An 18,290-nucleotide genomic window follows, 5' to 3' on the forward strand; every position below is an offset into this window, starting at 1 on the left:
CATACCGATGAAGATCGAATACGACGCAGGCACCGCGCTCTCGATCATGCGCGGCAATTCCGCCCGCGGCTGGACCTCGGGCAAGGCCGAGCGGATGGCGAAAACCCGGCTGACCACTGGCGATTTCATCCAGATCGAGCACAAGCCGAAATTCCAGATCGATCCGTCCTGGCCGATCTTCACCATGGGCTCCTGCTTCGCGCGCGAGGTCGAGAATGTCCTGATGATGCGCGGCCTGTCGCTGGTCACCAGGGGCCATGGCGTGCCGGCCGAGCATTTCGAGACCTGGGACGCCACGACCGGACGTGGCGGCGGGGCCGCGGGCGGCGAGTTGAGCCGGGGCGCGCTGAACAAATATTCGGTGCGCTCGATGACGCATGAATTGAAGCGCGTGCTGCTCGACGAGAGCTACCCGCATGACGGCTTGATCGAACTCGCGCCGGACCAGTGGTTCGATCCGCATGCCAGCGGCCTGCGCCTGCTCGACCGCGAGACCGCCTTCGCCAACCGCAAGCGCTTGAGCGCCGCGACCGCGACGATCAAGCAGGCGCGCATCTGCTTCTTCACCCTGGGCCTGACCGAGACCTGGCTCGATGCGGAGACCGGGCTTGCAATGAACGCCCATCCCGGCCCGGCCTGGCTCGCGCGTATGCCGGAGCGCTTCCGCTTCATCGACTACGGCTATGAGGCGACGCTCGCCGACATGCTGCAGATCATTGCGATGATCCGCGAGCATTGCCATCCGGAGATGCGCTTCGTCGTCACCGTCTCGCCGGTGCCGCTGGGCGCGACCTTCAAGGACGCCGATGTCATCGTCGCCAATAGCGGCTCGAAATCGGTGCTGCGGGCGGTCGCCGAAGAGCTCTTCCGGCGCTTCGACTTCGTCGACTACTTCCCGAGCTACGAGATCGTGCTCAACTCGCCGCGCGCTCTGGCCTTCCAGGAAGACCAGCTCCATGTCGCGCGCGACATGGTCTCCTGCGTGATGAGCCATTTCGAGCGCAGCTATCTCAGCGGCGAGGTGGCGCGCTCGGAAGCGGCTTAATTAGACTCAGAACCACCGCGGTCATCCTGGCCGAAGCGAAGCGGAGCGCCGGGATCCATCATAGAGCGCTGAGCCCTACGATGGATCCCGGAGTTGTGTCCTTAGGCCGGCCGCAGGCCGCGCTGCCAGTGCTGCTCGACGAGTTGACCGCAATGCGCGTCGCCTGATATCTATCTTTGGTAGATATCGAAGGATCGCGCGATGTCGACTGCAGCCGAAAAACCCACTGCGAAGCTGTTCATGCATGGTCGCAGCCAGGCGGTACGTCTGCCCAAGGAGTTCCGCTTCGAGGGCAAGGAGGTTCGCGTCAGCAAGGTCGGCGACAAGGTGATCCTTGAGCCTATGGAGAAGCCGCCGATCGACCTCGACCGGTTCTGGGCGGAGCTCGACGCGATGGGCGCGAAGGACTTCCTGCCCGAGGGCATCCCGGAGGATGCGCCTGTTGATCCCGATCCGCGCGTGTTCTTCGACGGATGATCTGCCTCGACACCAACATCGTCATCTGGATCGTCAATGGCCGCAGCTCGGCGCTGCGCCACCGGCTTGGCGAGCAGCTGCGCACCGGCACGCCCATCGCCTTGCCGGTCGTCGCGCTCTACGAGCTGCGCTACGGCTTCGCTAGGAGCGAGCGGCGCGAGGCGGCGGAACAGCTCCTGGAGAAGTTCCTGAGCCTCGGCATCGCCGTCCTTCCCTTTGATGAGGACGATGCTGCCCATGCCGGCGAAATCCGCGCCGCGCTGGAAATGAGCGGCATGCCGATCGGCCCATACGACTACCTCATCGCCGCCCAGGCCCGTCGCCACGGCGCCGCGCTGGTGACGCTGAACAAGAAGGAGTTCGAGCGCGTGCCGGGACTGTTGGTGACGGACTGGGCGGTATGAAGGTGGTGGTCCTGAGCGAATTCAGGCACGAGCCGGGCAGCTACTGGCTTGGGCAACTCCCGTCAGGCTGAATCTGGTTACGATTGAGGCCGTTGTGCAGCTTCATCGGTCGAGGTCGTGGCTCAACCTATCGCGCCAGCCTGTGGAACGTCGCCACGCGAGTTCACGCGCCTGCCGCCTCCGTCAGGAGTGCGAAAGCTCTAAAACATCAGCGTATACGTTGGAAACTGGAGCCATCTTCCTCACGAAATAGAGAAGATGGCTGGGGGACTAGGATTCGAACCTAGACAACCAGAGTCAGAGTCTGGGGTCCTACCGTTAGACGATCCCCCAACGGCGCGGTGCGTTCGCGTTGGTGAGCCGGGGTCTAATCAAACCGAGCCCGGATGGCAAGTGCAGAATGCGAGCTTGTGGACGATCCGCCGCGACGACGGATTATCGTGCCTTTCGCGCAGCCGAATGCGCCGCGTATAGCCCCGAAAGAAAAAAGGGCTACGCCGAAGCGCAGCCCGAAGTCTAGGGAGGAAACGCCCAAGGAGGGCGACACAGCATCTCTGCTGCGGTGCACAAGAGATAGGACTTCTTTTGGTCCTGCACAAGAGGAAAGGGACAGCACGGCTGTCCCTAATTTAATCTTCTTGCCCATAAATGCGCCATTTTGTCATATTTGGCAGGGCAGGGCACTAAAGAGGCAGTTTGAGCAGGCCAGAGCCGGATGCGAAAAAGTGGGAACCGGTTTTTCGCATCGATCCGGCGCTCGGCCCTCGTTCCGGCATGCCGGCCCGGCATGAAAAACCGGGCACAAGCCGGGCGCAAGCTGCTATGAGAGCGCCATGCTACGCGCCTTCCTGACCTATTATCGCCCGCATCGGACGCTGTTCCTCGTCGATTTCGGCTGCGCCGTGCTCTCCGGCCTGCTCGAACTCTGCTTTCCGCTGGCGGTGAAGGGATTCGTCGACATCCTGCTGCCGCGCGGCGACTGGCCATCGATTCTCGTGGCCGGGGCGGGGCTCCTGCTGATCTACACGGTCAATTCCGGGCTGATGGCGATCGTGACCTATTGGGGGCACCGGCTCGGCATCAATATCGAGACCGAGATGCGCCGGCAGGCCTTCGACCATCTGCAAAAACTCTCCTTCCGCTTCTATGACGAGCAGAAGACCGGCCATCTCGTCGCCCGCGTTACCAAGGATCTCGAGGAGATCGGCGAGGTTGCCCATCACGGGCCGGAAGACCTGTTTATCGCGGTGATGACCTTCCTCGGCGCCTTCGTGCTGATGGCCTATATCCATGTCGATCTGGCCTTGATGACGGCGCTGGTGGTGCCGCTCGCCGGCTTCATCGTGGCGCGCTATGGCGGGCGCATGACGCGCAACTGGCAGGCGCAATATGGCCGCGTCGGCGCGTTCAACGCCAGGCTGGAGGAGAATATCGGCGGCATCCGCGTGGTGCAGGCCTTCGCCAACGAGGCGCATGAGCGCGCGCTCTTCGCCGGCGACAACCAGCTCTACCGCGCGACCAAGCTCGACGCCTACCGCATCATGGCGGCAAGCCAGGCGCTGAACTATCTCGGCATGCGGCTGGTGCAGCTCGCGGTGATGCTGGCAGGCACCTGGTATGTCGTGCAGGGCTCGCTGACGATCGGCGGCTTCGTCGGCTTCCTGCTGCTGGTCGGCGTGTTCTACCGCCCGCTCGACAAGATCGCCGCCGTGATCGAGACCTATCCCAAGGGCATCGCCGGTTTCCGGCGCTATCAGGAGCTGCTCGCGACGCAGCCCGATATCGCGGACAAGCCGGGCGCGATCGTGCCCGTGGCGCTCGAAGGCGATATCCGCTTCAGCGGCGTCGGCTTCGGCTATGCCAAGGGCCGGCCCGTACTGGCGGGCGTCGATCTCGCCATTGCGCCTGGCGAGACGGTCGCCTTCGTCGGCCCGTCCGGCGCCGGCAAGACGACCCTGCTCTCGCTCTTGCCGCGCTTCTACGAGGTCGATTCCGGCGCCATCAGCATCGACGGCATCGACATCCGCGACATGACGCTGGCTGGCCTGCGCCGGCAGATCGGCATCGTGCAGCAGGATGTCTTCCTGTTCGCGGGCACGATCCGCGAGAACATCGCCTATGGCCGGCTCGACGCCTCCGAGGCGGATATCGCCGAGGCTGCGCGCCGTGCCAGGCTCGACGCCATGATCGCGGACCTCCCCGCCGGGCTCGACACCGTGGTCGGCGAGCGCGGCGTCAAGCTCTCGGGCGGGCAGAAGCAGCGCCTCGCCATCGCCCGCATCTTCCTCAAGAACCCGCCGATCCTGATCCTGGACGAGGCGACCTCGGCGCTCGACACCGAGACCGAGCAGGCGATCCAGGCCTCGCTCAGCGAATTGGCGCGCGGGCGCACGACATTGGTCATCGCGCACCGGCTCGCCACCATCCGCCATGCCCACCGCATCGTGGTGGTGACGGAGGACGGCATCGCCGAGCAGGGCAGGCATGAGGATCTCGTGCGCGCCGGCGGCCCCTACCAGGCCCTGCATGAGGCGCAGATCTCGCCATTGCGCCTGCCGCTCGGTGCGGCCGAGTGAAGCTCGGCCAGGCGGCCTGTCCGGAGCCTGGACAGCGCCTTGAGAGCTTGGCCCGAAACTCTACTCCGGAGGCCGTCGGACGCGGCTTTCTGCGCTTCCGGTGCTCACGGACATGAAGTCCGCTGTGCTCCGGTTCTCGAAATCCGCGCCAGCCGACTCACCGGAGCGAGTTTCGAAACAGGCTCTGAAAACTGCCTCCGGCTTGCGCAGAGGCTGACGTTTTTTAGGCGTTGACAAGCGATTTAGGGCTCTTCAAATTCATAAGTACACAAATGAATATGCCGGCTGACGCAGCGGCGTCGGCATGCGACATCTGTCAACGAGCATCGGGGCGTTTCGCCACCGGGCCAGAACGGGGAACAGCGATGACGATCGACCGTCGGTCACTTCTAGCCGGCGCCTCCGCCGGCGCTGCCTTGATCGCTGCGCCCGCCCTGGTGCGGGCACAGGGGGCAGGGCCCATCAAGGTGGGCGAGATCAACAGCTACACGGCGCAACCCGCCTTCCTGAAGCCCTATCGCCAGGGCTGGGAGCTGGCGCTGGAGCAGATCAATGCGGCGGGCGGCGCGCTCGGTCGCAAGATCGAGACGATCTTCCGCGACGATGGCGGCAAGCCGGAAGACGCGGTGCGCCATGCCGGCGACCTGATCAACGCCGAGAAGGTCGATCTGCTCTCGGGCGGCTTCCTCTCCAATGTCGGGCTCGCGATCGCCGATTTCGCCGCCCAGAACAAGCGGCTCTATGTCGCGTCCGAGCCGCTTTCGGACGCCGTCGTCTGGGCCAAGGGCAACCGCTACACCTTCCGCCTGCGCCCCTCGACCTACATGCAGGCGGCGATGCTGGTCGAGGAAGCCGCCAAGCTCCCGGCCAAGAAATGGGCGCTGGTCGCGCCGAATTACGAATATGGCCAGTCCGGCGTGAAGTGGTTCAAGGAGCTGCTGAAGAAGGCCAAGCCCGATGTCGAGTTCGTCGCCGAGCAGTTCCCGGCGCTCGGCCGCATCGATGCGGGTGCGACCGTGCAGGCGCTGGAGGCCTCCAAGCCCGACGCGATCTTCAACGTCACCTTCGGCGCGGACCTTACGAACTTCGTCCGCCAGGGCAATACGCGCGGATTGTTCGAGGGCAGGGCGGTCGTCTCGATGCTGACCGGCGAGCCTGAATATCTCGATCCGCTCGGCGCGGAAGCGCCTGTCGGCTGGATTGTCACCGGCTATCCCCATGCCGACATCCAGACGCCGGAGCATGTGAAGTTCCGCGACGCCTACAAGGCCAAGTTCAACGACTACCCGCGCCTCGGTTCGGTCGTCGGCTTCGATACGATGAACTCGATCGCGGCCGGGCTCGCCAAGGCCGGCTCGACCGACACCGAGAAGCTGGTCGATGCGTTGAAAGGCCTGAAATTCCCCTCCGCCTTCGGCCAGGCCGAATATCGCGCCATCGACCACCAGTCGACGCTGGGCGCCTTTGTCGGCAAGACCGCGGTCAAGGACGGCAAGGGCGTGATGGTCGATTGGCGCTATGCCGACGGCGCGAAATACCTGCCAAGCGATGCCGAGGTGAAGACGCTGCGTCCGGCGGGGTAGTCGCTCTCTATTGCCGTATAACGTCCGTCATCCCGGACAAGCGGCGAAGCCGCGCCGATCCGGGATCCATGCCGGAACGATCGTCGTCAATGTTCAGGCATGGATCCCGGGTCTCCCGGAGCCTGCCGTCGGGCCGGCTGAAAGCCGGACCCGGTGGGTCGCCCGGGATGACGGCCCCATTTTGTCTTGAGGTTCAGCTTCATGATCGACCTCATCCTCACCCAGACGCTGAACGGGCTGGCCTCGGCCTCCTCGCTCTTTCTCGTTGCGTCGGGGCTGTCGATCATCTTCGGCGTCACGCGCATCGTGAATTTCGCGCATGGCTCGCTCTATATGCTGGGCGCCTATCTCGCCTGGACGCTCGTAAGCTATTTCGGCGCGGCGGAGCCGCTCGGCTTCTGGGGCGGCGTGCTGCTCGCGGCGCTCCTCGTCGGGCTCCTCGGCGTCGTGGTCGAGGTCCTGGTTCTGCGCCGGATCTACCAGGCGCCTGAGCTGTTCCAATTGCTCGCGACCTTCGGCGTCGTGCTGATGCTGCAGGACCTGACGCTTGCGACCTGGGGGCCGGAGGACAAACTCGGGCCGCGCGCGCCGGGCCTCAAGAGCTTCGTCATCCTGTTCGACAACCGCTTCCCTACCTATGAGCTCTTCCTGATCGCGGTCGGGCCACTGGTGCTGCTCATCCTCTGGCTGCTGTTCCAGAAGACGCGCTGGGGCACGCTGGTGCGGGCTGCGACGCAGGACCGCGAGATGGTCGGCGCTCTCGGCGTCAACCAGCGCCTGCTCTTCACCTCGGTCTTCGCCTTCGGCTCGATGCTGGCAGGTCTTGGCGGCGCGCTGCAGCTCCCGCGCGAGGCGGTCAACCTGCATATGGACCTGTCGATGATTTCGGAGGTCTTCGTGGTCGTGGTCGTCGGCGGCCTGGGCAGCGTGACGGGGGCTTATCTCGCCGCCGTGCTGATCGGCATCCTGCACGCCTTCGGCATCCTGATCTTCCCCAAGATCACGCTGGTGCTGGTCTTCCTGGTGATGGCGGTGGTCCTGGTGGTCAAGCCCTATGGCTTGATGGGCAAGGCGCCGATCGGCGGGGCGCGCGGCCATGGTCCAGCCGAGCCGCTGCTGCTGCCGGCCGACAAGCTGACCAAGCTTGCCGGCCTGGTCGCGCTCCTGCTGCTCGTGCTCGCGCCGCTGGTCGCGCCAGACCATATCCTGCTGACGCTGACCGAACTCGTGATCTTCGCGCTCTTCGCCGCCTCGCTTCATTTCATGATGGGGCCCGGCGGCATGGCCTCCTTCGGCCACGCCGCCTATTTCGGGCTCGGCGCTTATGGCGCGGCGCTGGCGGTGAAATGGTTGGGCGCTTCGATGGAGCCAGCCCTGATCTTCGCGCCGTTCCTGGCGGGTATCGCCGGCGTCGTCTTCGGCTGGTTCTGCGTGCGCCTCTCGGGCGTCTATCTCGCCATGCTGACGCTCGCCTTCGCACAGATCGCCTGGGCGACCGCCTTCCAATGGGTCGAGCTGACCGGTGGCGACAACGGCATTCTCGGCGTCTGGCCTTCGGCCTGGGCCGTCTCGAAAACCGGCTTCTACTACCTTACGCTCGGCGTCTGCGTGCTCTCGATCCTCGCCTTGCGCCTGACGATCTTCTCGCCGCTCGGCTATGCCTTGCGGGCCGGGCGCGACAACCCGCTGCGGGCCGAGGCGATCGGCCTCGACGTGATGCGCATCCAATGGGTCGCCTTCGCGGTCGCGGCCTTTGCCGCGGGCATCGCGGGTGCGCTCTTCGCCTTCTTCAAGGGCTCGGTCTTCCCGACCTATATGGCGATCCCGCGCTCGGTCGATGCTTTGCTGATGGTGCTGCTCGGCGGCGTGCAGACCGTGGCGGGTCCGGTCATCGGCGCCTTCGCCTATGCCGGCCTGAGCGAGCAATTGATGAAGGCGACGATGTATTGGCGCTTCGGGCTCGGGCTCTCGATCGTGCTGCTCGTCATCCTGTTCCCGCGCGGGCTGGTCGGCGCGTCGCTGATGCTGCGCGAGCGCTGGACGAGGCGGCCTGAGCCTGCTGCCCGGCTGGCAGTGGAGGGCGGGCGATGAACGCGGTCCCGCAGCTGCAGGCGGCGATTCCCGCCGCGACGCCAGGTCCGGTCCTGGTCGTGCGCGATCTGCAGAAATCCTTCGGCGGCGTGCGCGCGGTCGACGGCGTCTCCTTCTCCGTCCAGGCCGGTACGATGCTGGCGCTGATCGGCCCCAATGGCGCGGGCAAGACGACCTGCTTCAACATGCTCAACGGCCAGCTCAGGCCCGATGGCGGCGAGGTTTTGCTGGCTGGGCGGCCGATCACCGGCATGAAGCCGCGCGCGGTCTGGCGCATGGGCGTCGGTCGCACCTTCCAGATCACCGCGACCTTCACCTCGATGACCGTGCGCGAGAATGTCCAGATGGCGCTGATCTCCCATGCCGGGGGGATCTGGAGCCCGTTCGGGCGCGCCCGAGATCGCCATGTCGAGGCCGCCGATGCGTTGCTCGCCCAGGTCGGCATGCTGGAGCAGGCAGAGCGAGCCTGCGGCGTGCTCGCTTATGGCGATCTCAAGCGCGTCGAACTTGCGGTTGCGTTGGCCAACCAGCCGAAACTCCTGCTGATGGATGAGCCGACCGCCGGCATGGCGCCGCGCGAGCGTATCGAATTGATGGCACTGACCGCCGATATCGCTGCCGCCAAAGGCATTGCCGTGCTTTTCACCGAGCACGACATGGATGTCGTCTTCACCCATTCCGACAGCGTCATCGTGCTCGATCGCGGCCGGCTGATCGCCCATGGCACAGCCGAGGAGGTGCGGCGCGACCCCAATGTCCGCGCCGTCTATCTCGGCTCCGGCGCGACTTCGGGAGGGCATTGAGATGAGTGCGCTACTCGAAATCGCCGGTCTCGACGCCTATTACGGCCGCGCTCATATCCTGCAGGGCCTCGGCTTCACGATGAATCGGGGCGAGGTGCTGGCGCTGATGGGCCGCAACGGTGCCGGCAAATCGACCACGATGAAAGCGATCATGGGCCTGGTGCCTCCAACTGGGGGGACCGTGACCTTCGAGGGGCGGGCGATTCAGGGGCGCGAGCCCTTCGAGATCGCGCGGCTCGGCATCGGCTATGTGCCGGAGGACCGGCGCGTCTTCTCCGAACTCAGCGTGATGGAGAACCTGTCGGTCGCGCAGCGTCCGGCGCGCTCTGACGCACCGCACTGGACGCCGGAGCGGCTGTTTGCGCTCTTCCCCAATCTCGGCCGCATGCGCGACCGGCCGGGCGGGGCGATGTCGGGTGGCGAGCAGCAGATGCTGACGATCGCGCGGACCCTGATGGGCAACCCCAAGCTCGTGCTGCTGGACGAACCGTCCGAGGGGCTGGCGCCGGTCATCATCGAGGAGATGGCCAAGACCATCCTGGCCTTGAAGGCGGAGGGGCTTTCGGTGCTGATCTCGGAGCAGAACCTCCACTTTGCCGGCAATGTCGCCGACCGCGCCGCGATCATCGAAAAGGGCATGATCCGCTTCACCGGCACGATGGATGAGCTGAAGGGCAATGAGGCGGTCAGGACGCAGTATCTGTCGGTGTAGGTGGGGCGTCATTCTCGGGCGGAGCCCTCGGGTCCGGCCTTTGGCCGGCCCAAGGACAGGCTCCACGCAGACACAGGGGATCCATGCCGGAGCGTTTCCCACAGGCTGCGACGGCCTCTTCCCTTCTCCCGGATGGGAGAAGGTGGCGCGGAGCGCCGGATGAGGGTGTGCCCTTTCAATAGAAGGCGCTGCGGCGCAGTTGCGCCCTAACAATCAGCGGCGGGCCCTCACCCCTGCCCCTCTCCCATCCGGGAGAGGGGTTCCCCGCGCCCGATCATGACGGATTGGTCGCCCCACCCACGCTGCGCCATTCATCCGCCAGGGCCAGCAGGGCGCCCTCGATCAGCCCTTCGGACAGCAGCGTCTCAGCGACCCTGACGCCATTCCCCAGCGCCGTCGCCACTGCCGTGGGCGACAGCGGCCCCACTTCAACCGTCACCAATAACCCGCTGAGATCGCTGTCGGGATCGAGTTCCCGCGCCGGCCGCCGCAGGATCGCCGCGTCCTTCACATCGACGGCGTTGGCGATGATGGTCGCGGCTGCATCGGCTTCGGCTGCCGAGCGCGCCAGCACGGTGACCGCGTCGGCGATGCCGAGCGAGAAGGAGCGCCCGCGCCAGCCGCTGGTCGCGACGCCCCGCGCCGGGCTTGCCGCATCGAGCCGCAGAAAACCCTCCGGCCGGGCGCGGGCGAGCGAGGGCACGACGCCGATGTCGAGCGGATGACCGGGCGTGACATGCAGCGCGATATCGCCGCCATTATTGACATAGGCGCGCTCGAGCCGGGGTTCGGCGGCGAGCATCGCGGTGAGGGCCGTATCGGCCACCGCGCCGGCGACCGCTGCCATCGGCGTGATGTATTGCGACCGGAAGGCCCAGCAGGCGCGCGCCATGCGTTGCGCGGTCGCACCTCTCAAGGAGGGTGGCTGGTGGTCGAGCGGCTGGCGCAGCAGGCGCAATTCGCCGGCGAGTTCGGTCAAAAGCCCGTCGAAGCGCGCCTCGGCTGCGGCATAGGCCCGCTCGACCCGCGGCTTGGGACCGAAGGCTGCGATGACGAGATCGCTCGGCCCCTCCTGCAGATGCAGCCGGTTGCCGGGCAGGCGGGAGACGCGATGGGTTTTCAATGAGGGGCGCATGGTGACTTCATATGGAAACACCATGTCATTCCGGACAAGCCGCGCCGATCCGGGATCCATCGTAGAGCGTCATTCTCGGGCTTGTCCCGAGAATCTCGTGACCAGAGGGCTCTGGTTTACGAGATGGTCGGGTCAAGCCCGAGAATGACGCGCTCCGGCATGGATTCCGGGTCTGCGTGAAGCGCTACCCCGCATCCCGCCTGAGCGGCCAGGGGTTCTCCGCTACCGCGCTCTCGATCCGCGCTTGCCCGCCATGGGCGCGCAAGATCTCTTCCATCGGGACGATCTCGTCGGCATGCCCACCCGAGGCCAGATAGAGCTCGCGCGGCAGGGTGAATTCGATCGGCGCGACGATGGCCGGCGTCGGCACATAGCCGAAGGCGTTTTTGGGCATGCGCAGCACATCGACCATCACGGTGATGCCGCCGCCCGGCCAGACATAGACCGGTGCGCCGCCCATCGTGACCCGCGTCGTGCCTGATTGAACCGAGCGCGTCAGCAGCACGGGGTTTTCGGTGACACCCGCCCGCAAGCTGCCGCCGGCGCCGGCCATGAAGGTGACCGTGCAGAGCGAGGGCTCGCAATTTTCGCCGATGCGCTCGACGACCTGCCGCACGGCAGCCGGCATCTCGGCTTCGACGGGCAGCAAGTTCTCGTCGAGCACGCAGTAGAGCGAATCCTCGCCGGTGGTCGATGTCATCAAGAGGCGCATGCCGGGCCAGGCGAGGGCTGCGTCGATCTTCTGGATGATCGAGAGCGGTTCGGTGATGTCGGTGCCGCCCCAGCCGAGCCCGGGTTGTGCGACCTGGAAATAGCGACCAGGCGTCGATTTGCGCCCGCGCACGCGAATGCCGGCGGGCTTCATGTCGAGCACGCGGCCGGCCTGATGCTCGGTCAGCACGCCGGTGATGTGGTCGTCGACGACGATGACCTCGTCGACATGACCCTGCCACTGCTTGGCGAAGATGCCGATGGTGGCCGAGCCGCAGCCGACGCGCATGCGCGTCTCCGGCTTGCCGTCGACGATCGGCGCGTGGCCGGCCTGCACGATCACGCCATGGCCGCCATCGATGGTCAGCTCGACCGCCTCGCCATTGCTGAGCTTCAGCATCGCCTCGCAGGTGGCGTTGCCTTCCTTCTTGGAACCGCCGGTGAGGTGGCGCACGCCGCCGAGCGAGAGCATCTGCGAACCGTATTCGGCCGTGGTGACATGGCCGACCTGCTCGCCATTGGCTCGCACGGCCGCCGTCTCCGGGCCGAGATGGCGGTCGGTGTCGATCTTCACCTTGACGCCGCAATACGAAAAGATGCCCTCGGTCACGACCGTGACGGTGTCGACCCCCTCATGCTGCGAGGAGACGATGAAGGGGGCGGGCTTGTAGTCGGGATAGGTCGTGCCCGAGCCGATGCCGGTGACGAAAGTGCGGTTCGCCGGCAGGATCTTGCCGTCCCAATCCTCGGCATTCTCAGCAAACGGCACGACAGGACCGCCAAGCTCGACAGCCTCCGCCAGCAGCACGACCGGGTCGGTGCGGATCAGCAGCCCGTTGTCATTGGCATAGCGCGAGCAGGCGCCGGAGCGGCCGGGGCGAATGCGGCACAGGACCGGGCAAGCGTCGCAGCGGACGATGCCTTCGCTGCCTTCTGAGGCGCCAAATTTGCGCGAGCGCTCGGCGAGAGCCGCATCCGCTGCGGGAACGGGGTTGAGTTCGTTCACGGCTGAGTCTCCTCGCCAATATCGTTCGCCCGCAGCAATTCCCACAAACGATGCGGCAGCACCGGGACCTGCCGGGGCGTCACGCCGGTGGCGTGGCGGATCGCGCCGAGGATGGCTGGGGCGGTCGGCACCAAAGCCGGCTCGCCGATGCCCTTGGCGCCGGAGGGGCCGAGCGGCTCGGCGTCCTCGACCAGGATGATGTCGATCGGCGGTACATCGCCGGCGGTCGGGATCAGGTAATCGTGCAGATTCTCGGTGCGGCCGGGCAGGTATTCCTCCAGCAGCGCGAGTCCAATGCCCTGGGCGATGCCGCCATGGATCTGGCCTTCGACCAGCATCGGGTTGACCGCGCGGCCGACGTCATGGGCCGCGACGATGCGGTTGAGCTTGATCGTGCCGAGATCGAGATCGACGTCGAGCGAGGCGATCTGCGCCGCAAAACCATAGGTGGCGTAAGGGATGCCCTGGCCTTTTTCGTCCAAGGGCACGGTCGGCGGGTCGAAGCTCCCGATGCCCTCCAGTACGATGCCATCGGCCTTGGCGGGAAGGGCGGCGAGGTCGATGCGCGCGATGACGCCATTCTCCTCGACCAGCAGCTGCGTGCCCGCGAGCTTCAGGGTCGCGGTCGGGCCCGCATTGGTCAGGCGCAGGATCTCGGCGCGCAGCGCGGCGGCGGCAGCCTCCGAGGCGCGACCGGAGACGAAGGTCTGGCGCGAGGCCGAGGTCTTGCCGGCGTCGAAGGTTTTGAAGGTGTCGCCGATGACCAGCGTGAAGGCCTCGACCGGCAGGCCAAGCGCGTCGGCCGCGATCTGGGTCAGCACCGTGGTCGAGCCCTGGCCGATATCGACCGCGCCGTTCCAGAAGGTGAGCCGGCCCGTGGTGTCGAGCGTGATTCGCATGGTCGAGGGGTTCGACATGCCGGTGTTGCCGATGCCGTACCACATGCAGCCGATGCCGACGCCGCGGCGCGTGCGGCCCTCGCTCTCATTGAAAGCGGCCGCATCCGCGAGCAGGGCTTGCCAGTGAGGTTTGAGCTTCTCCAGGCATTCGGCCAGGCCGGCGCTGGCCTGCAGGACCTGGCCGGTCGGTGTCGTGTCGCCGGCACGGATGGCGTTGATCAGGCGGAATTCCAGCCGGTCGAGGCCGGCAGCGGTGGCGAGATCGTCGAACAGGCTCTCCTGCGCGATCGCCGCCTGGGGCACGCCGAAGCCGCGAAACGCGCCTGCTGGCGGGCCGTTGGTGTAGACCGCGCGCGACAGGTTGCAGACATTGGGCACCTTGTAGGGGCCGGTCGCATGCACCGGCACGCGGCCTGCCACCGTCGGCCCCCAGGAGGAATAGGCGCCGGTGTCGAAATCGCCCTCCATGGCGAAGGCGACGAGATGGCCGGCCGCATCGCAGGCGGCCTTGGCCTCGATCGCGGAGGGGTGGCGCTTGGTCGAGGAGATCATCGATTCGATGCGGCTGAAGACGCAGCGCACCGGCTGGTCGAGGACCCAGGCCGCGACCGCCAGCATCGGCTGCAGCGAGACGTCGAGCTTGCCGCCGAAGCCGCCTCCGCAAGCCGAGGGGATGATGCGGACATCCTCGAGCTTCAGGCCGAGCACGCGGGCGACCTCGTCGCGGTCCATATAGGGCGCCTGGGTGCAGGCAAAAACCTCGATCGTGTCGCCGACGCGCCGGGCATAGCCGGCCTCGGGCTCGATATAGGCGTGCTCGACGAAGCCGGTCTCGAAGCTGCCTGCGGCGACATGAGCGGCCTGCGCGAAGCCGGCCTCGACATCGCCGCGCTCGACGCGGCCGCGCGTCAGCACATTGTCAGGCGCGAAGTCGTGCAGGATGAAGGCGCTCTCGCCCAGCGCCGCCTTGACGCCGACCATCGGCGGCAGCGCCTCCCAGGCAATCGGGAACTCGCTCAGCCTGATCGCCTCGACCGCATCCTTCTCGCCGACGATGGCGAGCACGCATTCGCCGCGATAGCGGGTTTCGCCGGTGGAGAAGACCGGCTGGTCCTTGAGATGCGGGTAGATGCCGAAGGAATTCTCGCCCGGCACATCCTTCGCGGTGAAGATGCGCACGAGGCCCGGGTGGCTTGCGATGAAGGCGTCGAGATCACCCAGGGTGAAACGCGCGCGGGGATGGGGGCTTCGCACGGCGCGCAGCCAGAGCGCGTCGACCGGCGCGGCATCGGCGCCATAGATCTCCGTACCGGCGACCTTCGGCTCGCCGTCGAGGCGGGGCATGCGCGCGCCGACGGACGCACTGCTCGCGGCAGGCGCGATCGGAGCGGGCTCGATGAAAAGATGCGCGTCGCGCACGGCCTCGACGATCTTGAGATAGCCGGTGCAGCGGCAGAGCACGCCGCCGAGCGCATCCTGCGTCTCGGCCTCGTCGGGCTGCGGGTTGCGCTTGAGCAGATCATAGCCCGCCATCAGCATGCCGGGCGTGCAGATGCCGCATTGGGCCGCGCCATGCGCGTGGAACGCCTTCTGCAGGGCTGAGCCGAGCGCGTCCTTCGCCAGGCCTTCGACGGTGATGATCTCGCGGCCTTCCACTTGTCCGATCGGCGTCAGGCAGGCGCAGGCCTGTGCGCCGTCGATCAGGATCGTGCAGGCGCCGCAATCGCCGGCGTCGCAGCCGATCTTGGTGCCGGTGGCGCTGAGGCTCCCGCGCAGCGCCTCGCTCAACCGGGTGTCGGGCGCGTCGCCCAGATGGACGTTGGCGCCGTTGAGCCGGAAGGCGATGCCCTCAGTGGCCGGGGCCGAGGCGCTGAGGGTGGAGCGATCATGGACGTTCACGCGGCGACCTCCAGCGGCGAAGACAGCAAACCGGCGAGCGCGCGCCGCACCAGGACTAGCGCGGCGTCGCGGCGATAGGCGGCGCTGGCGCGGACATCGTCGATCGGCGATAGAGGCGCGAGATCGGAGGCACTGATGCTCTCGGCCAGCGCAGGCGAGGGCAACTGACCGAGCAGCCGGGCCTCAATCGCGCTCAATCGTTGCGGCGCGGCCGCGCAAGCTCCGACGGCGATGCGAAGCGAAGCGACGCGCCCCTGCTCATCCAAGGCGAGATTGATGGCGACGGAGGCGATCGAGATCACCAGATAGGCGCGCGCGCCGAGTTTTTTGAACGTCGAGCGTGCATGCGCCGGCTGTGCCGGCACATGGATGGCGACCAGCAATTCATCGGGAGCAAGCGCGGTCTTGCGGTTCCCAAGCACGAATGAAGCGAGTGGCAATCGCCGACTTCCGCGGCGGCCGGCGAGTTCGACCTCGGCTTCCAATGCGAGCAGCGGCGGCACCCCGTCAGCGGCGGGCGAAGCGTTGCAGAGATTGCCGCCGATCGTCGCCCGGTTCTGGATCTGGACGCCGCCGACCTGCCGGCTTGCCTGTTTTAAGGCGTCGAAGGCAGGCGGGACATCGGCCTGGGCGATCGCGCTCCATGTCGCCATCGCGCCGATACGGATGCCGTCTGGGCCATGATCGATGCCGGCGAGCTCCGGGATGAGGCTGAGGTCGAGCAGATCGCGATTATGGGGCTCGAACCAGGCGGCGCGCTGGGTGCGGACGGGATAGACGTCGGTGCCGCCCGCCAGGGCAGTCAGCGGGCCGTCGCCGGCTCTGAGCGCCAGAGCCTCATCGAGTGTTCGGGGGCGAAGATAGCGCGTCATGACCGTCTGCTCCTCGTCAGCGTGCTCTCTCAGTCCAGTTCCGGCGCCAGCACGACCGTCAGCCCGTCGAGCTCGGGCGAGAATAGGATCTGGCAGGCGAGGCGTGAATTCGGGCGCACGTCGAAGGCCTCGTCGAGGCGCTCCAGCTCCTCCTCGCGCGGCGGATGCAATTTATCGACCCAGTCCGCCGCGACATAGACATGGCAGGTGGCACAGGCGCAGGCGCCGCCGCACTCGGCTTTGATCGGTAGGCCCCAGTCGCGGATGATTTCCATCAATCGCCAGCCTTCGAGCGCCTCGAGTTCGCGTTGCTCGCCTTCGCGATCGGTGACACGGACATGCATCACGCGACTCCGAGTTTCTTCTGCAGGGATGTCGAGGAGGTCGTGTACTGGAAGGTCAATCGCTTGTCGGGATAGACGTAGCGATGGACCTTTTGGGCTGCGAGCGCGGCCTCGTGGAAGCCCGAGAGGATGAGCTTGAGCTTGCCGGGATAGGTGTTGATGTCACCGATGGCGAAGATGCCGGGCGTGCTCGTCTCGAACTTCTCGGTGTCGGCCGGGATCAGGTTCTCGTTGAGGTTCAGACCCCAATCGGCGATCGGGCCGAGCTTCATGGTCAGGCCGAAGAAGGGCAGGAGCGTATCGCAGGCGATCTCGAAGGTCTCACCGGCATTGTCGCGGCAGATCGCAGCCTGGAGCGCCGAGCCTTCGCCCTTGAGGCCTGTGACCTGGCCGAGCTTCATGTCCATCTGGCCGGATGCGACGAGCGCGCGCATCTGCTCGACCGAATGGGGCGCGGCGCGGAAATCGTCGCGGCGATGCATCAGCGTGACGCGCCTGGCGATGGGCTGCAGGTTGAGCGTCCAGTCGAGCGCGGAGTCGCCGCCGCCGACGATCAGGATGTCGCGGCCGCGGAAGGCCTCCATCTTGCGCACGGCATAGAACACCGAGTTGCCTTCATAGGCGTCGATGCCGGGGATCGGCGGCTTCTTGGGCTGGAACGAGCCGCCACCGGCGGCGACGATGACGGTCTTGGTCTCGAACACCGTGCCGGCATCGGTGGTGACGCGGAAGCGCGGGGCGTCCGCCGTGCCGATCGGCTCCAGCGCCTCGATCATCTGGTTGAGATGGAAGGTCGGGCCAAACGGCTTGATCTGCTCGACCAGATTGTCGACCAGGCCCTGGCCGGTGACGATCGGGAAGCCGGGAATGTCGTAGATCGGCTTCTCCGGATAGAGCTCGGCGCATTGTCCGCCGACCTTGGGCAGGATGTCGACCAGATGCGCCTTGATGTCGAGCAGCCCCAGCTCGAACACCGCAAACAACCCGCACGGACCCGCGCCAACTATCACGACATCCGTGGTGATGATGTTGTCATTGGTCATCGCCATGCCTTGGGTCATCGCTACGCCTTGGGTCATCGCCATGCCTTCCATCGCACCGCGCCCAAGCGCCGGTGAGCCAGCGCGGGGCATCAACAAATCCAACCTCAATTATTGTTAGTATACAAATGAAATTGCGCAAGCGGATTTTGCAGGCAGACCTTGCTCATTTGCAGGCAGGTCTTGCTCAATCGAGGCGCGCCAGCAGAGCGAGCAGGCGCTCGGCCTCTTCGCGCGAGAGCGGCGCCAAGGTCGCGGCGGTGATCGCCTTCGCCTTCTCGAGCAGGCCGGGAATCGCCTCGTGCCCCTTGGCGCTGAGCCGGACGCGAACGCGGCGCTGATCGTCGGGATCGGGCAGGCGCTCGACCAGCCCGCGCTCTTCCAGCCGCGCGATTACGCCCTTGATGGTGGCGGGGTCCATCGCCGTCATGCGGCCGAGCAGATTCTGCGAAATCTCCTCGCCAGCGCTCAGTTTCGACATGGCGGCGAATTGCGTCGGCGTCGGGCCGTCATCGCCCATGATGCGCTGGAAGATCGAGATATGGCGCTGCTGGGCGCGGCGCATCAGGAAGCCGACCTGTTCGTCGAGGATATAGCCCATGGGTGCGGCGGTGCTGGCCGAGGACGGCTTGCGCTGCCTTGCGGTCGGCTTGGCGGCTGTGTCGGCCACGCTGTCCTGCCTGCTCATCCTCA

The 18,290-nt window shown here is 66.3% G+C and carries 15 protein-coding genes and 1 tRNA gene; 8 read left to right on the forward strand and 8 right to left on the reverse strand.

The features are described from left to right. Positions 1-7: 7 nt before the first annotated feature. From RMR04_RS12115 to RMR04_RS12125, 3 genes are all read left to right on the forward strand, one after another. Positions 8-1,045 carry a GSCFA domain-containing protein gene (locus RMR04_RS12115; protein WP_311914864.1) on the forward strand — a complete coding sequence of 346 codons (1,038 nt, stop codon included), beginning with the start codon at positions 8-10 and terminating at the stop codon, positions 1,043-1,045. Positions 1,046-1,246: 201 nt separating this feature from the next. Further along, entirely contained in the window at positions 1,247-1,522 is a 276-nt protein-coding gene (locus tag RMR04_RS12120) for an antitoxin (protein WP_311914865.1), read from the forward strand. Beyond that, the gene (locus tag RMR04_RS12125) at positions 1,519-1,926 is read left to right on the forward strand and encodes a type II toxin-antitoxin system VapC family toxin (protein ID WP_311914866.1); all 408 of its coding nucleotides are present in this window, start codon (positions 1,519-1,521) and stop codon (positions 1,924-1,926) included. Before RMR04_RS12120 ends, RMR04_RS12125 begins: the two co-directional genes overlap by 4 nt. A gap of 259 nt (positions 1,927-2,185) precedes the next feature. Here RMR04_RS12125 and RMR04_RS12130 read toward each other — a convergent pair. Next, positions 2,186-2,259, reverse strand: a tRNA-Gln gene (locus tag RMR04_RS12130). 500 nt (positions 2,260-2,759) lie between these two features. On the opposite strand from RMR04_RS12130, the gene RMR04_RS12135 reads away from it, so the two are divergent. From RMR04_RS12135 to RMR04_RS12155, 5 genes are all read left to right on the forward strand, one after another. Continuing rightward, entirely contained in the window at positions 2,760-4,502 is a 1,743-nt protein-coding gene (locus tag RMR04_RS12135; RefSeq protein WP_311914867.1) for an ABC transporter ATP-binding protein, read from the forward strand. 365 nt (positions 4,503-4,867) lie between these two features. Further along, positions 4,868-6,085: an ABC transporter substrate-binding protein gene (locus RMR04_RS12140; protein ID WP_410492236.1), complete on the forward strand. Its 1,218-nt coding sequence runs from the start codon at positions 4,868-4,870 to the stop codon at positions 6,083-6,085. A 204-nt stretch (positions 6,086-6,289) separates the two neighbouring features. Further along, complete coding sequence (locus RMR04_RS12145; RefSeq protein ID WP_410492260.1) at positions 6,290-8,176, forward strand: ABC transporter permease; 1,887 nt, start codon at positions 6,290-6,292, stop codon at positions 8,174-8,176. Further along, complete coding sequence (locus RMR04_RS12150) at positions 8,173-8,979, forward strand: ABC transporter ATP-binding protein (protein ID WP_311914869.1); 807 nt, start codon at positions 8,173-8,175, stop codon at positions 8,977-8,979. The genes RMR04_RS12145 and RMR04_RS12150 overlap by 4 nt, the downstream gene beginning before the upstream one ends. A 1-nt stretch (position 8,980) precedes the next feature. Further along, on the forward strand, positions 8,981-9,691 hold the full coding sequence (locus RMR04_RS12155; protein WP_311914871.1) for an ABC transporter ATP-binding protein: 711 nt from the start codon (positions 8,981-8,983) through the stop codon (positions 9,689-9,691). A gap of 274 nt (positions 9,692-9,965) precedes the next feature. Here the strand turns inward: RMR04_RS12155 and RMR04_RS12160 are convergent, their stop codons facing one another. The 7 genes from RMR04_RS12160 to RMR04_RS12190 all read right to left on the reverse strand — a co-directional run bounded on the left by RMR04_RS12160 (position 9,966) and on the right by RMR04_RS12190 (position 18,285). Then, the gene (locus RMR04_RS12160) at positions 9,966-10,826 is read right to left on the reverse strand and encodes a UPF0280 family protein (RefSeq protein WP_311914872.1); all 861 of its coding nucleotides are present in this window, start codon (positions 10,824-10,826) and stop codon (positions 9,966-9,968) included. 184 nt (positions 10,827-11,010) lie between these two features. After that, positions 11,011-12,456, reverse strand: coding sequence for a 6-hydroxynicotinate reductase (locus RMR04_RS12165; protein ID WP_311915814.1), 1,446 nt, complete (start codon positions 12,454-12,456; stop codon positions 11,011-11,013). Between the two features lie 83 nt (positions 12,457-12,539). Next, a complete protein-coding gene (locus RMR04_RS12170; RefSeq protein ID WP_311914873.1) occupies positions 12,540-15,341 on the reverse strand; it encodes a molybdopterin-dependent oxidoreductase in 2,802 nt (933 codons plus the stop codon). After that, on the reverse strand, positions 15,338-16,213 hold the full coding sequence (locus RMR04_RS12175) for an FAD binding domain-containing protein (RefSeq protein ID WP_311914874.1): 876 nt from the start codon (positions 16,211-16,213) through the stop codon (positions 15,338-15,340). Before RMR04_RS12175 ends, RMR04_RS12170 begins: the two co-directional genes overlap by 4 nt. Before the next feature lie 29 nt (positions 16,214-16,242). Continuing rightward, on the reverse strand, positions 16,243-16,557 hold the full coding sequence (locus RMR04_RS12180; RefSeq protein ID WP_069691907.1) for a 2Fe-2S iron-sulfur cluster-binding protein: 315 nt from the start codon (positions 16,555-16,557) through the stop codon (positions 16,243-16,245). Next, a complete protein-coding gene (locus RMR04_RS12185; RefSeq protein ID WP_410492261.1) occupies positions 16,557-17,636 on the reverse strand; it encodes an NAD(P)/FAD-dependent oxidoreductase in 1,080 nt (359 codons plus the stop codon). Before RMR04_RS12185 ends, RMR04_RS12180 begins: the two co-directional genes overlap by 1 nt. Positions 17,637-17,784: 148 nt before the next feature. Next, positions 17,785-18,285, reverse strand: a complete 501-nt coding sequence (locus tag RMR04_RS12190; RefSeq protein ID WP_311914875.1) for a MarR family winged helix-turn-helix transcriptional regulator — start codon at positions 18,283-18,285, stop codon at positions 17,785-17,787. Positions 18,286-18,290 lie beyond the last annotated feature (5 nt).

The sequence above is a fragment of the Bosea sp. 685 genome (assembly GCF_031884435.1).
Taxonomy (GTDB): domain Bacteria; phylum Pseudomonadota; class Alphaproteobacteria; order Rhizobiales; family Beijerinckiaceae; genus Allobosea.